This is a genomic window from Imhoffiella purpurea, from assembly GCF_000585215.1.
Taxonomy (GTDB): domain Bacteria; phylum Pseudomonadota; class Gammaproteobacteria; order Chromatiales; family Chromatiaceae; genus Imhoffiella; species Imhoffiella purpurea.
The window spans coordinates 19805-36094 of the sequence record NZ_AONC01000009.1 but is presented as its reverse complement, the minus strand read 5'-3'; the positions used below and the strand labels follow the sequence as shown (position 1 = coordinate 36094).

12 protein-coding genes and 1 pseudogene are annotated in these 16290 nt (G+C 64.6%); 3 read left to right on the top strand and 10 right to left on the bottom strand.

Annotated features, from left to right (window positions below):
• Positions 1-30 precede the first annotated feature (30 nt).
• The 6 genes and pseudogenes from D779_RS03040 to D779_RS03020 form a co-directional block, all read right to left on the bottom strand.
• Positions 31-1212: an acyltransferase family protein gene (locus D779_RS03040; RefSeq protein ID WP_052347763.1), complete on the bottom strand. Its 1182-nt coding sequence runs from the start codon at positions 1210-1212 to the stop codon at positions 31-33.
• 300 nt (positions 1213-1512) lie between these two features.
• Positions 1513-1722 carry a type IV toxin-antitoxin system AbiEi family antitoxin domain-containing protein gene (locus D779_RS23080; protein WP_269747363.1) on the bottom strand — a complete coding sequence of 70 codons (210 nt, stop codon included), beginning with the start codon at positions 1720-1722 and terminating at the stop codon, positions 1513-1515.
• Positions 1723-1805: 83 nt separating this feature from the next.
• Positions 1806-1925 (bottom strand): annotated as a pseudogene (locus D779_RS23075) (hypothetical protein); the annotation flags it as partial.
• A 41-nt stretch (positions 1926-1966) separates the two neighbouring features.
• Positions 1967-3403 (bottom strand): paraquat-inducible protein A, encoded by a 1437-nt coding sequence (locus tag D779_RS03030; RefSeq protein WP_232424055.1) that lies wholly within the window; start codon positions 3401-3403, stop codon positions 1967-1969.
• Positions 3404-3412: 9 nt separating this feature from the next.
• Positions 3413-8308 (bottom strand): DNA polymerase III subunit alpha, encoded by a 4896-nt coding sequence (gene dnaE, locus D779_RS03025; RefSeq protein WP_043749248.1) that lies wholly within the window; start codon positions 8306-8308, stop codon positions 3413-3415.
• 169 nt (positions 8309-8477) lie between these two features.
• A complete protein-coding gene (locus D779_RS03020; protein WP_043749245.1) occupies positions 8478-8990 on the bottom strand; it encodes a TlpA family protein disulfide reductase in 513 nt (170 codons plus the stop codon).
• A gap of 76 nt (positions 8991-9066) precedes the next feature.
• On the opposite strand from D779_RS03020, the gene D779_RS03015 reads away from it, so the two are divergent.
• Positions 9067-10422, top strand: a complete 1356-nt coding sequence (locus D779_RS03015) for a YhjD/YihY/BrkB family envelope integrity protein (RefSeq protein ID WP_043749243.1) — start codon at positions 9067-9069, stop codon at positions 10420-10422.
• Here D779_RS03015 and D779_RS03010 read toward each other — a convergent pair.
• From D779_RS03010 to D779_RS03000, 3 genes are all read right to left on the bottom strand, one after another.
• Positions 10413-11375, bottom strand: a complete 963-nt coding sequence (locus D779_RS03010) for an alpha-E domain-containing protein (protein ID WP_043749240.1) — start codon at positions 11373-11375, stop codon at positions 10413-10415. The two genes, D779_RS03015 and D779_RS03010, sit on opposite strands and share 10 nt — an antisense overlap.
• 14 nt (positions 11376-11389) lie before the next feature.
• Positions 11390-12850 carry a circularly permuted type 2 ATP-grasp protein gene (locus D779_RS03005; protein WP_043749237.1) on the bottom strand — a complete coding sequence of 487 codons (1461 nt, stop codon included), beginning with the start codon at positions 12848-12850 and terminating at the stop codon, positions 11390-11392.
• A gap of 193 nt (positions 12851-13043) precedes the next feature.
• Positions 13044-13583 (bottom strand): ATP-dependent zinc protease family protein, encoded by a 540-nt coding sequence (locus D779_RS03000; protein ID WP_052347759.1) that lies wholly within the window; start codon positions 13581-13583, stop codon positions 13044-13046.
• Positions 13584-13890: 307 nt separating this feature from the next.
• Here D779_RS03000 and D779_RS02995 point away from each other — a divergent pair, with 307 nt between their 5' ends.
• The gene (locus D779_RS02995; protein WP_043749463.1) at positions 13891-14481 is read left to right on the top strand and encodes a hypothetical protein; all 591 of its coding nucleotides are present in this window, start codon (positions 13891-13893) and stop codon (positions 14479-14481) included.
• Between the two features lie 42 nt (positions 14482-14523).
• Here D779_RS02995 and msrB read toward each other — a convergent pair whose 3' ends face one another.
• The gene (gene msrB / locus D779_RS02990; protein ID WP_043749234.1) at positions 14524-14925 is read right to left on the bottom strand and encodes a peptide-methionine (R)-S-oxide reductase MsrB; all 402 of its coding nucleotides are present in this window, start codon (positions 14923-14925) and stop codon (positions 14524-14526) included.
• Positions 14926-15097: 172 nt separating this feature from the next.
• Between msrB and D779_RS02985 the strand changes: the two genes are divergently transcribed.
• Positions 15098-16288, top strand: a complete 1191-nt coding sequence (locus D779_RS02985; RefSeq protein ID WP_043749460.1) for a pyridoxal-phosphate-dependent aminotransferase family protein — start codon at positions 15098-15100, stop codon at positions 16286-16288.
• Positions 16289-16290 lie beyond the last annotated feature (2 nt).

The following is a 16290-nucleotide window of genomic DNA, read 5'->3' as shown; positions in this document are numbered from 1 at the left end:
AGGGCTGCGAATCCTGCGTGTCAGGGTGGCTCAAGCGTCGGTGATCATGGATCGCCCGGAGCGGTCGCGTCCCCTGATCCATCGTCCGATCACGGCCTCTCCCCATGCGATTCCGCGACGCTCAACCATCCGATAGGTCAGCAGCGAAAGCGCGGTGACCGCCGAGGCGGTGATGATGAAGGATGAGCCGTAAGCCAGCGTCTTGTTCGGCAGGACCTGATAGAGCCAGTAATAGACCGGCGCCAGGGCGAAGACCATTGTCGGATGGAGCAGATAGAGCGAGTAGCTGACCTTGCCAAGACGAACCGTCTGACGATTGACCAACAGGCTCAGCGGTCTCAGCCCCAGCCCCAGAACCAGCAGGCTGTAACACACACCCTGCCAAACCAGCCCACCCCAAAGCATGCCATTCAAACGCCCCGAGAGGAGCGCCGTATAGAGAAACACGAAGGCCGCGATGAGTGCCGCGCCAACCTGTTTCTGCGTCTTCGGATCCAGCCGAACGAGATGGTCGAAGTAGACCCGATAGGCGAGGATGCCGAGCATGAAGTTCGGCAGATTGGACAACAAACCGTGGTGCTTGACCGTTGCGACCTGATCGGCCGACAGATAGCCGAGCAGCACACCGTAATGACCGATGAAGAAACCCCAGGCCTGCGCCAGCAGAACGAACACGAAAAAGAGCGTGATCCCCTGAACGAGTCCGCGAACATGGCGATGGATGAGCGGAAACACGAGGTAGAACAGCATCTCGACCCCGATCGTCCAGCTCGCCCAGACATACCCCAGCATGTGATCCGGCCAGAGATTGAAGAGCATGGACGCGTTGATCAGGATCTCGTCGGTGCCATGCACCTTGTCGTAGACGGCGATGTCGCGAAAAAAGTAGAACACCAACATCGCATAGAAGAGCGGGGCGATACGAAAGAATCGCCGCACATAGAAGTGCAGGGTCGCATTCGGCTCGCCGCGCCGAGCGTCGAGCGAGTAGGAGAGCGCGAAGGCGCTGAGAACGAAGAAGAGGGTGACGCCGGTCCCACCGTTGGCTGTGTAGAAACGCAGCCATTCGGGGATGTCGAGATTGGGCTTCGGGATGAGCGCAAGGTGATACAGGATCACATAAAAGGCCGCGAAGCCCCGCAAGGCATCGAGGAAATCGAGTCGAACGTAAGGTTCGCCATGATCCGGCTTGTCGATCGTCGATTGATCCATTCGGCACATAACTCCCTGGCCATGACGTTCCAAGGTGTAGAACACCCCGTCAGACCTATTTCATCGGTCTGCGGTAAAGACCGCCGACTTGGGTTCGAGTCGAGGAGCGCTCGGTCTCCGAGCGCGACAACAAGAGTCGGCGAGCCTCTGCGCGATGCCGACTTTGCGTAAATGTAACAGGACCAAGACGATTCGATGAAACGAACCGTCGCACCTTTGCCCGACCGGATCCGAGGAAGGAATCGACGCCGAAAGGCGCGACCTGCGTCAGAAGACGCGCGGTATCGAGATAGGTCTGATTCATGGTTTGAGCACCAGCAGACCATCGGCCGATCTGGACACCCAGGGTCGGTCGCTGCCGGTGGGCAACTCGGCCGGATCGAGTTTTACCGCCCAAGGCAGCGATGCCTCGCGGCCGAGCTGAAGACACAGCCGCACGGTCTTGACGCTCGCACAGCGCTGTAGCAGTTCACGCAGCACATCGGCGCGCAAGCTGTAGGCGCTTTCCACGAGTTCACGGGCCTCCTCTGCAACGGCTGGCGCACGCCCACGTCGCTCAGCATCTCCAGCAGTGCGCGCTCCGGCGCGGAGACCTGCGGAGCCCCATCGCGATTCTCAAAGGGACCGACGTGCAGCAAGGCATCGGGTTGCTCGTCGAACAGACGTTTTCGGTGGTAGTCGGCTGGAAAGCGATCGACGAACCATTCCGGCAGACGGCCAGTCGTCCAGCCGTAGAGCTATCGAAAACCCTTTCCTACAGCCCATCATCTCTACGCCTTTGGCGGTCCAAACCCGACCGCTCCAGGACCACCGACAACAGCAGACTCGCGAGGACGAAGGAGAGGAAAAGATAGAAGCCCATATCCAGCATGGTGCCGTTGGTGGTCAGGACCTGGGCCGCAAGCGAAGCGGACGCCGAGCCGGGCTCGGTGCCCGTCCTGGCCAGACTGCCCAACTGGCTGGCCACCAGACCATCGAAGCCGATATAGGCCATGAAGAGCGCGACGACCATGACGTCGGCCATCGACCACTTGCCGGAGCGCAGGGCGAAGAAGGCGATGACGGGGTTGGCACGCGCGCCCCTGCCCCGTCGGGAGCCGACATCGTAGTAATAGAGATAGGTCGAGATGAGCTTCAGCGTCGGGAAGACGATGCTGAAGAGCGTGATGAGCACCGCCACCAGTGCCATGTCGGGCTTGCCGGTCGCCGTCAGGATGCGCACCACCTCGAAGATGCTCTTGGTTTGGAAATAGAGCACCTGGTCGGTGAAGACCACCGGCTCGCCCCAGAATTCGAGCCGCAGCTCGGCGATGCGGGCCTCGATCTCGATCATGGGCGTCAGAATGCCGCCAGCGAGCAAGGCCAGCGTCGCCCCGGTGAGCAGCATGAGTGCAAAGGGATCCAGCCGCCCGATCGACACCCAGCTCGAACGTCTTTGCGCATCCAGCGCCATCCCTTCCGAGCGGGCCGGCCCGCCCAGCAGACATAAGGGAAAGAGCGCGAACAGCAGACCGATCAGAATCCAGAGTCTCTGGCGCAGGGGCCGTCTCGCCGAGCGGATCTCGGTCTCCAGATCGCGCGAGCAGCGCTCGACCTGATTGCACCCATAGCGCGCCAGCAGGCGCTCGAGCTGGATGCGGTCGGTCTCGGCGAAGGTTGAACTGGAGGTCTGCTGGATGAGCTCGATCAGCTGACGCCTGATTTCCTCCTTGGTCTCGGGCTTGCTCAGCTGGTCGACGACCGCCTCGGAATACTCGGGGATCTTCCGCCTCAGCTTGTCGAAGTCGACGAGCAGATCCTGCAATCCCTGCTGCAGCGCACCCTGGAGCTGATCCATCCAGCTGCCGCCGCTTCTCAGATTGCGTCGGCGCAGATAGTGCTCGATCTCGTCCAGCATGCTGTTCAGCACTTGGGCGACCGCCGCCACGACCTGCGGCCGGTTGGCCTCGGTCAGCTCGAAGGTATCGATGCGCTTGGCCACGATGGCCGAGAGACGTTCGACCCACTGGTCGGCGTCCAGCAGCCCGTAACGCACATGGTTCATCTCGGCGAGGTCCATCTCCATGGATTGGATCCGTCTTGCATCCGAGACGAGACCGGCCAGCAGCACGAGCGCCGCGACGAACGTCAGCAGCGCAAGGGTCCGTCGCAGCCAGAGGATCCAAGCCTTCTCGTCGGTCGAGTCCATCATGGATCCCCGTCAGGACACCGCCATGAGCCGGGGCATCTGCGCCTCGGCGGAGGGAGCCGGTAGCGTCGGACGTTCGTAGGACACGGTCACGTGATCCGCTCCCAGGAGTGCGCGCAACCGTCTCAGCAGGGCATCGGTCGGGCGCACCCGCCAGGCATCCGAGAACACCAGTTCGCCCGCCGCACCCGGTCGCAGATAGCGCAACCGGACCGGCAGATCGCCGTCGCGGAAGGCATCCAGCGCCTCGCGCAGTTCCTCGACCCTGGCGGCCCCCTGCGCATGGTCCGCAGGGCTCGAGAGATCCAGCGTCAGATAGAGATGATCGGCCAGGGTCTCGCGGGACTGCTCGAAGGTACGCACGCTGTCGGCACGCAGCGACCAGGCATCGCGGAATTCGTCGAAGTTGAGACTGCCGGTGACGCTCAGGATCTGGTCCGGGACCAGGAGCTGACGCACCTGCTCGTAGAGCTCGGAGAAGACGGTCGCCTCGATGCGTCCGGTGCGGTCGTCCAGGACCACCGAGCCCATGCGTCCGCGCTGGGTCTTACCGTGACGCACGCTCACCACCAGACCGATGACGGTGCGCTTCTCGCGGTCGCGGCGATCGCGCCGGCCCAGCTCGCGATCCATCTCCAGCAGCTTGGCGATGCGCGCCCCGCCGATGCCCTTGAGTTCGGTCTCGTAGCGGTCGATGGGATGGCCGGTGAGATAGAGACCCAGGGTCTCCTTCTCGCCCTGCAGCCGCTGCTCGTCCTCCCAGGCGGGACGCACGTCGCTCACCAGCTGGGGATCGGGCTGAGGCGCCGAGGTCGGCTCCAGGGCGCCGAACAGGTCCACCTGCCCCGCCGCCTGACTGGCGTTGTGCTGCTCGGCGGCCTTGAGGGCGAGCGGCAGATGGGCCATGAGGGTCGCACGGTTCGGTCCCAGCTTGTCGAGCGCACCGGCGCGGATCAGCGCCTCCAGCACCCGGCGGTTGACCTTGTGCAGATCGATCCGGCAGCAGAAGTCCCAGAGATCGCGGAATGGACCGCCGGACTCGCGCGCCTCCAGCATGGCCTCGATCGCCGACTCGCCGACCCCCTTGATGGCGCCCATGCCGTAGATGACGGTGCGCTCGTCGGCGATGGTGAATTGGTAGGAGGAGCGATTGATCTCGGGCGGCTCGACCTCGAGCTTCATCGCCCGGCATTCGTCGATCAGGGTCACCACCTTGTCGGTGTTGTCCATATCCGCCGAGAGCACCGCCGCCATGAAGGCGGCCGGGTAGTGTGCCTTCAGCCAGAGGGTCTGGTAGCTGACCAGGGCGTAGGCGGCCGAGTGAGAATTGTGGACGATGATGTCGTCGGCGACGAAGTTGTGGGTGTCCTCGACCTCCAGGTCGTAGGTCATGGCCACGCCGTCCGGCTCGATGGACACGACACGTTCCCAGTAGATCTCGGCATCCGCCGCCTGTCTCAGCCGATCGTCATCGAAGAACTCGGCCAATCTGCGTATGGTGGCCCGCCGAAAACCGCGCTTGTGCGGACCGACCTCTCCGTAGAACTCCTTGACGCAAACGCCGCTCTCCGCCTCGATTTGGTTCCAGGTCAGGCCGCTGGACTCCTTGGCTGTTCTGACATCCGCTTGAATCTCGGTGGGAAGCGTATCGATCGACTCCATGTCGGCTGGGGTCGATTCGAGATAACTTCGCAACGCATTCAAGGGCACGTCCCGGCCCACCAGGTGCGGACCCATGACCTCGACGAAGATCGAGATGCTCCGGCGTCCGACCAGATGGAGGGTGTAGCCGACGCGTCCCTCCTTGTAGGGAAATAGCTTTTCGGTCAGTCGACTGACGATGCCCAGTCGCAACAGAAGATGCTGGGTCTCTCTCGCCAATCGTTCGGACGAGGTAGCCAGATAGGGCGTCATGTTGTTGCGGTTCGTCCCCGCAACGAAGCCATCACCAGACCAGAGGCGCCCCAGAAGCAATGCGATGCAGGCATTGTCGAGCCGGAAAACGGCCGGCGGAAAATGCTTCTCCGGTGCCTTGTGGCCGATCATACCCAAGTCTTCCAGCCAGAGACGGGCTCCCGATCGCACGGCAACGCTATGGCCATGACCGCACTTGATGCGCGTGTCCCTTCCGGTTCCGACGTAGACGCACCAGGTATCGGCACGTTCGGGCCGCAGCCTGACGGTCGGCATGGTATCGGGGAACCGGCTCGCGGCCGCGATGAAGTCATCCTTGGCCAATTCATCCTTGTTGTAGAAATAGAAGCCGCTCGGGTGACAGGTGTTGCCCTCGGAAAGTACCCAACCCAGTGTGATCAGCTCATGCTCGGGCCACTGTTCCTGACCCTCTACCGTCAACCACGAGGGTGACGCGATACGATCCCCCGGTTTCAACTCCTCGAGTGGCTTCCAGCCGGTCGGCGTCAGCATAGGATGGTTGCCAGTCGCACCCAGACGTTTCCCGAGCGATGTCGTCAGACGCAGAACCGGCTTGATGCCGTTTTCCATCACCTGAGCGACCGGACTGACGCCCATCCGTCGATCCGACATGAGACTGGCGACAGAACCGATTCCGTTGCGATAGATCTCCTTGACCCGACGCAGCTCGCCCGTCGCCGGATCGGCGACCAGGGTATCGCCGATAACACATTTGTTAAATCCGTAACCAGCGAATTTATCCATTAAATCAAAGATATAGGTCGCCGTTTCCGGCTCGACCCCGCGCTTTCCCGAGCCCTCCATGAAGATGGCGCGCTGCTTGTCCATCTCGGACTGCTTCTTCTTGCCCATAGCGCGGCGCAGCAGGTCGGCGCCGCCGAGCGAGTAGCCGGCGAGGACCTGGGCGATCTGCATGACCTGTTCCTGGTAGAGGATGATGCCGTAGGTCGGTTTGAGGATGGGCTCCAGGTCGGGGTGCGGATAGGCGACGTCGGCGCGTCCGTGCTTGCGGTCGATGAAGTCGTCCACCATGCCGGACTGCAGCGGGCCGGGTCGGAAGAGGGCCACGAGCGCGGTGATGTCGCCGAAGCTGTCGGGCTGGAGCTTCTTGATCAGCTCCTTCATGCCGCGCGATTCGAGCTGGAAGACGGCGGTGGTCTCGCAGCGCTTGAGCAGGGCGAATGCCTCGGCGTCGTGCGGGTCGATCAGGTTGATGTCGAGCGGGTCCTCGCCCTTGGCCGCACGACCGGCGTTGATGGTCGCCAGCGCCCAGTCGATGATGGTGAGGGTACGCAGTCCCAGGAAGTCGAACTTGACCAGACCCACCTGCTCGACGTCGTCCTTGTCGTACTGGGTGACCAGGTTGTCGCCGCCGGGCTCGCAGTAGAGCGGCGCGAAGTCGGTGAGCAGGGTCGGGGCGATGACCACGCCGCCGGCGTGCTTGCCGGCATTGCGGGTCAGACCCTCCAGCTTGAGCGCCATGTCGATGATGGCGCGCACCTCCTCGTCCGTGTCGTAGGCGCGCCTGAGGTCGTCGCTCTCCTGGAGCGCCTTGTCCAGGGTCATGCCCAGCTCGAAGGGCACCATCTTGGCGATCTTGTCGACGAAGCCGTAGGGATGGCCCATGACGCGGCCGACGTCGCGCACCACGGCCTTGGCCGCCATGGTGCCGAAGGTGATGATCTGGGAGACCGCCTCGCGCCCGTACTTGCGCGCCACATAGTCGATGACGCGATCGCGGCCCTCCATGCAGAAGTCGACGTCGAAGTCGGGCATGGAGACGCGTTCGGGGTTGAGGAAGCGCTCGAACAGCAGATCGTGCTCGATGGGGTCCAGGTCGGTGATCTTGAGGGCGTAGGCGACCAGGGATCCGGCGCCCGATCCGCGCCCGGGCCCGACCGGGATGCCGTTGTCCTTGGCCCACTGGATGAAGTCGGCGACGATGAGGAAGTAGCCGGGGAAGCCCATCTGGAGGATGACGTCGAGCTCGATCTGGAGACGCTCGTCGTAGACCTTGCGCCGCTCGGCGAAGTCGGGCGCATTGCGGTCGAAGGTGCGGTCCAGTCGCCACTCCAGTCCCTTGCGCGACTCCTCGGCGAAGAAGCTCTCGATCGTCATGCCCTCGGGCACGGGGAAGACCGGCAGGAAATTGTCCCCGAGCTTGAGCTCGAGATTGCAGCGCTTGGCGATCTCGACCGAGTTCTCCAGCGCCTCGGGCAGATCGGCGAAGAGCTCGGCCATCTCCTCCGGGGTGCGCAGATACTGCTCCTCGCTGTATCCGCGCGGCCGGCGCGGATCGTCCAGGGTGCGGCCCTCGTAGATGCAGACGCGCGCCTCGTGGGCCTCGAAGTCGGAGCGGGCGATGAAGCGGACGTCGTTGGTGGCGACGACCGGAACGCCGTGCCGGATCGCCATGTCCACGCTCATCTCGATCAGCTCGCCCTCCTGCTCGCGGCCGGTGCGGATGAGCTCCAGGTAATAGCGGTCGCCGAAGACCCCGAGCCAGTGGTCGAGCCGGCGCTCGGCCTCCTCGTCCGCCCCCTTGAGCAGCGCCTGGGCGACGTCGCCGCGCAAGCCGCCCGAGAGCGCGATCAACCCCTCGGCCGCCTCGGGGATCCAGTCCGGGTCCAGCTGCGGCATGCCCAGATGCTGTCCCTCGACATAGCTGCGCGAGATGAGCCGGGTCAGATTCAGATAGCCCGTCGCATCCTGCACCAGCAGCACCAGACGGTGGGGCCGGTTGGGATCGGCCGGGTCGCGCACCCAGAGATCGGCACCCGCGATGGGCTTGACCCCGGCGCCGACCGCCGCCTTGTAGAAACGCACCAGCGAGAACAGATTGCCCTGATCGGTCACCGCCACCGCGGGCATGCCGGCCTTGACGACCGCCTTGGCGAGCGGCTTGATCCGGACCAGACCGTCGACCAGCGAATATTCGGAATGGAGATGCAGATGAACGAAGCTTGGATCCACGGGAGCCCTGCGTGTCTGTGAGCGAAGAGGGGGAATGCGTAACGCGAGGGGGTTAGTCTAACGATCGCGCCGGCCGCAGCCGAGTTGGAAATTCCCATCGCCGGGCGCCTCTGGATAGGTGCCCGAGCGACGGCGCCCGACGCCGGCCCGAGGTGCCGGCAATAGGCGATCAGCGAGCCTTCAAGGCCCGGATCTGGTCGAGAATCGCCGGATCGTCCCATTGCAGCTCACCGGCCGCGCTGAGCTGGATCCGGCCATTGGGACCGATGACGAAGGTGGTCGGGAGGCCCACCACGGGATAGCGCTGCGCGACTCGGGTATCCCTGTCCATCGGTAGTGGCAGGCTGATCCGAGAGAATTCGAGGAATGCGGCGATCGCGCCCGGATCCTCACCGACATTGATCGCCATCACCCCGATGCCCTCGGGCTCCAGCTGCTCGTGGGCCCGCTGGAGGGACGGCATCTCGGCACGACAGGGCGGGCACCAGGTCGCCCAGAAGTTGAGCAGCAGCGGCCTTCCGTGGTAATCCGAGAGCCGATGCACCTGGCCGTCGATATCGGCCAGCGCGAAGTCGGACGCACGCGGCCGGTCCGGGACCGGCGACAGCAGGTCCTGAGCCTGGCCGGTGAGAGGAACCAGACAGCAGATCAACATCAGTATGGCGTGGATGGATGACGGCATGGGATCGTTTTGCTCCTACTCGGACCGGATGATCGAAATCGGCGCACATCGAGCGCATACAAGCTGAGGTGAGGGCATGAAGACGGATTCGAGTCTTTCCGAACGCCTCGAGTCGGTACTCTGGAAGCAACCGCTGGACGCCCTTCCTGGCTGGAAGGTCCGGCTCGTCTGGTCGGGGCGTCTGCTCTATGCGCTGGCGCGGGACATGACCCAGAGCAATCTGTCGCTGCACGCCATGAGCCTGGTCTACACCACGCTCCTGTCGCTGGTGCCCCTGCTCGCGGTCAGCTTCTCGGTGCTCAAGGGGTTCGGCGTCCACAACCAGCTCGAACCCCTGCTGGGCAATGCGCTGGCACCGCTGGGCGAGAACGGCCGCGAGATCACCACCCGGATCATCGGCTTCGTCGACAAGATGCAGGTCGGGGTCCTGGGATCCGTGGGTCTGGCGATGCTGCTCTACACCGTCGTCAGCCTGATCCAGAAGATCGAGCAGGCCTTCAACTATGCCTGGCGCGTCACCAACGTGCGCCCACTCACTCAACGCTTCACCCAGTATCTCAGCCTGCTCACGCTCGGTCCGGTACTCTTCTTCGGCGCTGTGGGCCTGTCGGCCTCGCTCGGCAACAGCCATTTCGTCCAGTCGGTGATGCACATCGCGCCCATGGGCGCGCTCATGGAGACGCTGAGCCTGCTCGCCCCCTATGTGATGATCACGCTCACCTTCGCCTTCGTCTATCTGTTCGTGCCCAACACCCGCGTCCATCCGGCCTCGGCCATGCTCGGGGCGCTGATCGCCGGACTCTTGTGGGAAACCGCGGGATCCATCTTCGGCAATGTGATGGCCGGCTCGACCCAGTACACCGCCGTCTATTCGAGCCTGGCGATCCTCATCCTCTTCATGATCTGGGTCTATCTCGGCTGGCTGATCCTGCTCCTGGGAGCCTCGATCGCCTTCTACCACCAGCACCCGGAGCATCTGACCGCCCGCGACCGTGACGCCCGGCTGAGCAACCGGGTGCGCGAACGCATGGCGCTCTCGGTCGCCGTCTCGATCGCCGAACGCTTTCTCGAGGGCGGGCCGCCCTTGAACGAGGAGACGCTGGCGAAACGGCTGCAGATACCGCGCAACCTGGTCGGCTGCATCCTGGGAATGCTGCGCAAGACCGACATCATCCTCCCGACCCTACCGGAAGACCCGCCCTGCTACGTGCTCGCCAGAGCACCCGAATCGATCGGGGTCAAGGACCTGCTGGACGCGATCCGCGCCTTCGAGGAGACGAACGGGGGCTATCGGGCGGAGGCGAGGAACACCTCGGTTCGCGAAATCGAATCCCGGATCGACGCCGCGCTCGCCGAATCCCTGAAGGGAGTGACACTACGGGAACTGGCGACCCGGGAGATCCCGGCCCCTCCGGCATCGACTCACCCCTGAGACTGGGACTGGCTCTCCATCCCGAGCGGGGGCGGAAACCAGGTCCGGGCGATCTCGTCGTGCAGCTCGCCGATGCCGACCTGCAGATCGTCGACGAACTGCTTGAGCTGCTGCTGATTGAGCCGGCGCGGCTCGACGCCCTCGAGCGTACGCTTGAGCCGGCCCGCCACGCGCAGCGCCCCCTCGTTGCGGGGCAGCTTGGCGAGACCGGTCTGCAGCGAATCGACGCTGAAGCGCACCGAGCGCGGGAAGTCCTGGTGCTGGAACAGGAAGCGCAGCACGGGACCGCGCTGGACCCGCACCTGCTCGCTGCGCCGATAGGCCTGATAGCCGGTGAGCGACTTGAGCACGCTGACCCATTGGATGGTCTCGAAGGGACGCAGATCGGTGGTCTCCTCCGGGAGCAGATTGGCCGAGCGCACGTCGATGATGCGGGTGGTCATGTCGGCGCGTTCGAGAAAGCGCCCCAGATGCAGGAAATCGTATCCCTGATCGTGCAGCATGGTCCCCGAGAGCATGCCCGAGATGGTCTGGGTGCCCTGGATCAGGTGCTTGAGATAGGCATGCCTGCCGCTCTTGGTGGTGCCTCTGGAGAGCTCCTCGCGAGCATAGAGATAGAGCTCGTTGAGAAGCTCCCAGGCCTCGCGCGGGACGAAATCGCGGATGGTGCGGCAGTTCTCGCGCGCGGCGACCAGGGCCGAGAGGATGGAGCCGGCGTTGCGCTCGTCGCCGATCAGGAAGCGCACCACCTGGCGCTCGCCGTATTCCTTGTGGTGCTCCTCGAAGAGGGCGTTGGCGCCCGTGATGTCGATCAGCGGACGCCACCCGGGGGCGATGCCTCGGGGCAGGTCCATCAGCAGATTGGCGTTGACCGTGACGATACGGGCCGTGTTCTCGGCACGCTCGACGTAACGCGACAGCCAGTAGATGTTCTCAGCGACACGCGACAGCATTGGATGCGCTCCTCCTAGTTCCCTTCCGGCTGTTCGGGCAGGATCCAGGTGTCCTTGCTGCCGCCGCCCTGGGATGAATTGACCACCAGCGATCCCTTGCGCATGGCGACCCGCGTCAGACCGCCCATGGTGACCTGCTGACGATCGGCGGAGAGGATGAATGGGCGCAGATCGACGTGGCGCGGCTCCAGCTTGCTGCCGATGATGGTCGGCACGGTCGAGAGCTTGAGCGCCGGCTGGGAGATGTAGTTGCGCGGATCCTTCTTGACCAGCTCGGCGAAGGTCTCGCGCTCGGCCTTGGTCGAGGCCGGACCGACCAGCATACCGTAGCCGCCCGACTCGTTCGCCGGCTTGACCACCAGTTCCTCCATGTGCTCCAGGGTATAGGCCAGGGAGTCGGGGTCCATGCAGCGGTAGGTCGGCACGTTCGGGATGATGGGTTCGGCGTCCAGATAGTAGCGGATGATCTCGGGCACGAAGGCGTAGACCACCTTGTCGTCGGCGACGCCCGCCCCCGGGGCATTGGCCAGGGCGACCTTGCCCGCCTTCCAGGCCCGCATCAGCCCGGGAACGCCGAGAGCGGAATCCGGGTGGAATGCCTCGGGGTCCAGGAAAAGATCGTCGATGCGGCGATAGACGACGTCGACCCGCGAGGCGCCGTCGACGGTGCGCATGTAGACGCAATCGTCGTCGTCGACGAAGAGGTCGCGCCCCTCCACCAGCTCGCAGCCCATCTGCTGGGCCAGATAGGCGTGCTCGAAATAGGCCGAGTTGTAGATGCCCGGCGTGAGCACCACCACCTCCGGATAGTCGGCCGGCCGGGGCGAGAGCGCGGCCAATGTATCGAAGAGCTGGGATGGATAGTCGTCGACCGGCAGCGGGGCATAGTGCTCGAAGAGCTCCGGGAAGACCCGCTTGGTCACCAGCCGGTTCTCCAGCATGTAGGAGACGCCGGAGGGGACGCGCAGATTGTCCTCCAGGACGTAGATGGTCCCGTCGCCGTCGCGTACCAGGTCGGAGCCGCAGATATGGGCCCAGATCCCGAGCGGGGGCGATACCCCGACGCATTGGGGCCGGAAGTTGACCGACTTGGCCAGCACCTCGCGCGGGAAGACGCCGTCGGCAATGATCTTCTGATCGTGGTAGAGATCGTCGATGAAGAGGTTGAGCGCCTGGACCCGCTGCTTCAGCCCGGCCTCCACCTGTTCCCACTCGGATTGGGGAATGATGCGGGGGATGATGTCGAAGGGCCAGGTGCGGTCGATGGTGCCGCCCTCCTCCGAATAGACGGTGAAGGTGATGCCCATCTCCTTGATGGAGACGTTGGCCGCCTCCTGCCGGGCGACCAGCTCATCGGGCCCCAGGGCCTCGAGATCGGCCAGCAGACCTTCCACGGCCGGACGCCCGCAGCCGGGCTCGGCGACCAGTTCGTCGTAGAAATCCGCGCAGGGATATGCGTTCCAATCGATACTCATGGCATCCACTCAGTCACCGAGCCCCATCCCGATCTGGCGCGATCGAGCACCGGCGACGCGGGGCTCTTCCGAGACATTTGAAGAGGATCCGGGCAGCCCCGAGAGGCCGGCCGGAGCAGGAATGTCAGGCAACCACGGATGGCCGCGACCTGGACATCAGTATGCTGGAGAGCCGTGGGACAAGTCCATCCCGTCAGCCCCGAGAGGCGGAATCGGCGAGAACCCCCGATTCGCCGGCGTCCCGAGCGTCCTGGGATACGCCTCCGTCCGGATAACGCTCCCAGGGACGCGCCACCCGGCCGGCCAGGAAGGAACCGCCCGGATCCACCAGGGCGCGACCGGCGATCGCGGTGCGCCCGAGCAGCATGCGGAACAGCATGCTCTCGCGATTGGTCAGGGTCACCTCGATCGGCCACGACCGGCCGCCCACCCGGACATGGGTCTCGATGACGTAGCGCTCCTCGCGATGGCCGCCGGAATCGCTCACCTGGCGCCGGTCGATGACCGGAGCCTCGCAGTGCACCACGAGATCGTCGCGATGCTGCAGTGGATGCACCCCGAAGCGCACGTGCAAGAGTGCGTCACGCTCGAACGGCTCGACATAGAAGGCATGCAAGGTCGAGGTACGGGCCCCCGTATCCACCTTGGCCTTGATGCAAGCAAGCCCGAGGTCGGGCAACTCCAGCCACTCGCGCCAGCCCAGACATATGGATTCAGTCTTACTCTCAGCCATCGCCCAACCCTCTCGACCGATCAACCGCCTCTGTTCGATGTGTTCTACACCGAAATCACTGTAAAACGCATTTGATGTATCCGAGGGGTCTGGGCATAGGTTCGGTCATCGGCGCATCGGCAAGACGTCCCTGATCCGCTCCCTGTCTACCAATGCCCAAGATCCGTTCGATGCGACACAGCCGATGAGCCTTGATAGCCGAGTCCGAATATCGGATCAAATCGGCATCGACGCCGCACCCGGGCTGCCCTAGAATCCCCGCCACATCAACAACCTGCCCAGCATTCGAGCACCCCCGGAGCCATCCATGCGCAGCCTGGTCCTATCGCTGCCCGTCACCCTTTCCATCCTGTCTCAGCCCCTTGCCGCGGAGGTTGGAACGGCCAAGATCCTGGCCCCCTGGGAGGCCAATGGGCAACTCTTTCAGGTCGCGGTGGACAAGCTCCAGTTCATCGGCACCTTCGAGGGGATCATGTACATCGAACAGGGCGACGGGCTGCTCGACACCGCGCTCTTCACTTGCCCCTCGACCCAGCTCATCCATGTCATCCCCAACACCCTGGAGGGACATGGCTACTGCACGATCGAAAGCGCCATGGGCGATTATGTCTATGCCGAGTTCGACTGCAATGGGGAACCCGGATCCTGCAAGGGCACCTTCACCCTCACCGGGGGAACCGGCAAGCTCTCCGGAATCAGCGGCCAGAGCCCGATGGTGGTCCGCACGGCCCTGAGCGGAACCAGCATCGACGAGGAGAGCGGAGGCACCATCTCCGCCGCCAAGGGACTCGCCATCTGGCCGGAGATGCGTTTCGAGGTGCCCGGACTGGGCGCGACCTCGGGACTGCTGGGTTCGGGCTCGACCGAGGATAGCGGTCCCGAGGACAAGGATCGGTGAGGCCGGCGAGGAAGCCCGCGACATCGGGGACTCGGACCCCGGTCAGGGGCCTTCGGGGTCGAATTCGAGCGACACCGAGTTGATGCAATAGCGCAGCCCGGTCGGACGCGGTCCGTCCGGGAAGACGTGCCCGAGATGGGCCCCGCAGCTCGCGCACGTCACCTCGGTCCGCCGCATGCCATGGCTTCGGTCCTCCTCGGTGGCGACGGCGGCCTCATCCGCTGGCTGCCAGAAACTCGGCCAGCCGGTGCCCGAGTCGAACTTCTCCTCGGAGCGAAACAGCGGCTCCCCGCAACAGGTGCAACGATAGAGCCCCGGATCCTTGAAGGCATGATACCGCCCGGTGAAGGGCGGCTCGGTCCCCTTCTGTCGGCACACCCGGAACTGCTCCGGCGTCAGCTCGGTGCGCCACTCGGCATCGGTCTTGTCTGTCTGTCGATCCATAGCGTCCTCTCGAAGCAGGGGATTGTTGGCCGGCGGACATTGCCTTGAGCCGGCCATGGGCCGGCATCTATACTCGCCTGTCCATCGCGAAATCCGAGCGAATCCGGCGGACTCTTGTTGCCGCCAGCGACGCGTCCGGATCGCCACCACCGACAGACTCCCGGAAGGCCGCATCATGATCCGTTCCTTCAATCCGCCGGTCCGAACCCTAATGGGGCCGGGCCCCGCCGATGTCCACCCTCGCGTACTGGCCGCGCTCGCCCGCCCCACCATTGGGCACCTGGACCCGGCCTTCGTGACCATGATGGACGAACTCAAGGAACTGCTCCGTCTCGCCTTCCGCACCCGCAACGCCCTGACCATGCCGGTCTCGGCCCCGGGCTCGGCCGGCATGGAGACCTGCTTCGTCAACCTGGTCGAGCCGGGCGACGAGGTGGTGGTCTGCATCAACGGCGTCTTCGGCGGACGCATGAAGGAGAACGTCGAGCGTGCCGGCGGCATCCCCATCGTCGTCCAGGGCACCTGGGGACGCGCGGTCGATCCCGATCAGGTCGAGGAGACCCTCGAGGCCCATCCCAGCGCCCGCCTGCTCGCCTTCGTCCAGGCCGAGACCAGCACCGGCGCCTGCTCGGACGCCAAAACGCTGGCCGAGATCGCCCGCCGGCACGACTGCCTCACCATCGTCGACGCCGTCACCTCGCTCGGCGGATCGCCGCTGGAGGTGGACGCCTGGGGACTGGATGCCGTCTATTCGGGCTCGCAGAAGTGTCTCTCCTGCACCCCGGGGCTGGCGCCCGTGACCTTCGGCGAGCGCGCCCTGGAGAAGGTCCGCAACCGCAAGACCCGGGTCCAGAGCTGGTTCCTCGACCTCAATCTGGTCATGGGCTACTGGAGCGGCGAGCAGAAACGCAGCTATCACCACACAGCCCCGGTCAACGCCCTCTACGCGCTGCACGAATCTCTGGTGATGCTGGCAGAGGAAGGGATCGAGGCCACCTGGGAGCGTCACGCCCATCATCATCGCGCGCTGCGCGCGGGGCTCGAGGCGCTGGGCCTGGAGCTGATCGTCCCCGAGGAGGAGCGTCTGCCCCAACTGAACAGCGTGTCCGTCCCCGGCGGCATCGACGAGGCGCAGGTCCGCTCCCGTCTGCTCCAGCACTACGACCTGGAGCTGGGCGTCGGACTGGGCGACCTCGCCGGCAAGGTCTGGCGTATCGGGCTCATGGGCTACAGCAGCCGCCCGGCCAATATCCTGCTCTGCGTCGGTGCACTGGCCAACGAACTGGCCGCGCTGGGCCATCGCACGGACGCCGGCGCCGCGCTCGAGGCCGTCCGCGCCGAGCTCGACCGGAACGCCCCTTAGCA

What these genes read in the sequence shown, in the direction of transcription:
- D779_RS03040 (WP_052347763.1), bottom strand. Translation starts at nt 1,212, where the DNA reads ATGGATCAATCGACGATCGACAAGCCGGATCATGGCGAACCTTACGTT.
- D779_RS03030 (WP_232424055.1), bottom strand. Translation starts at nt 3,403, where the DNA reads ATGATGGACTCGACCGACGAGAAGGCTTGGATCCTCTGGCTGCGACGG.
- D779_RS03020 (WP_043749245.1), bottom strand. Translation starts at nt 8,990, where the DNA reads ATGCCGTCATCCATCCACGCCATACTGATGTTGATCTGCTGTCTGGTT.
- D779_RS03015 (WP_043749243.1), top strand. Translation starts at nt 9,067, where the DNA reads ATGAAGACGGATTCGAGTCTTTCCGAACGCCTCGAGTCGGTACTCTGG.
- D779_RS03010 (WP_043749240.1), bottom strand. Translation starts at nt 11,375, where the DNA reads ATGCTGTCGCGTGTCGCTGAGAACATCTACTGGCTGTCGCGTTACGTC.
- D779_RS03005 (WP_043749237.1), bottom strand. Translation starts at nt 12,850, where the DNA reads ATGAGTATCGATTGGAACGCATATCCCTGCGCGGATTTCTACGACGAA.
- D779_RS03000 (WP_052347759.1), bottom strand. Translation starts at nt 13,583, where the DNA reads ATGGCTGAGAGTAAGACTGAATCCATATGTCTGGGCTGGCGCGAGTGG.
- D779_RS02995 (WP_043749463.1), top strand. Translation starts at nt 13,891, where the DNA reads ATGCGCAGCCTGGTCCTATCGCTGCCCGTCACCCTTTCCATCCTGTCT.
- msrB (WP_043749234.1), bottom strand. Translation starts at nt 14,925, where the DNA reads ATGGATCGACAGACAGACAAGACCGATGCCGAGTGGCGCACCGAGCTG.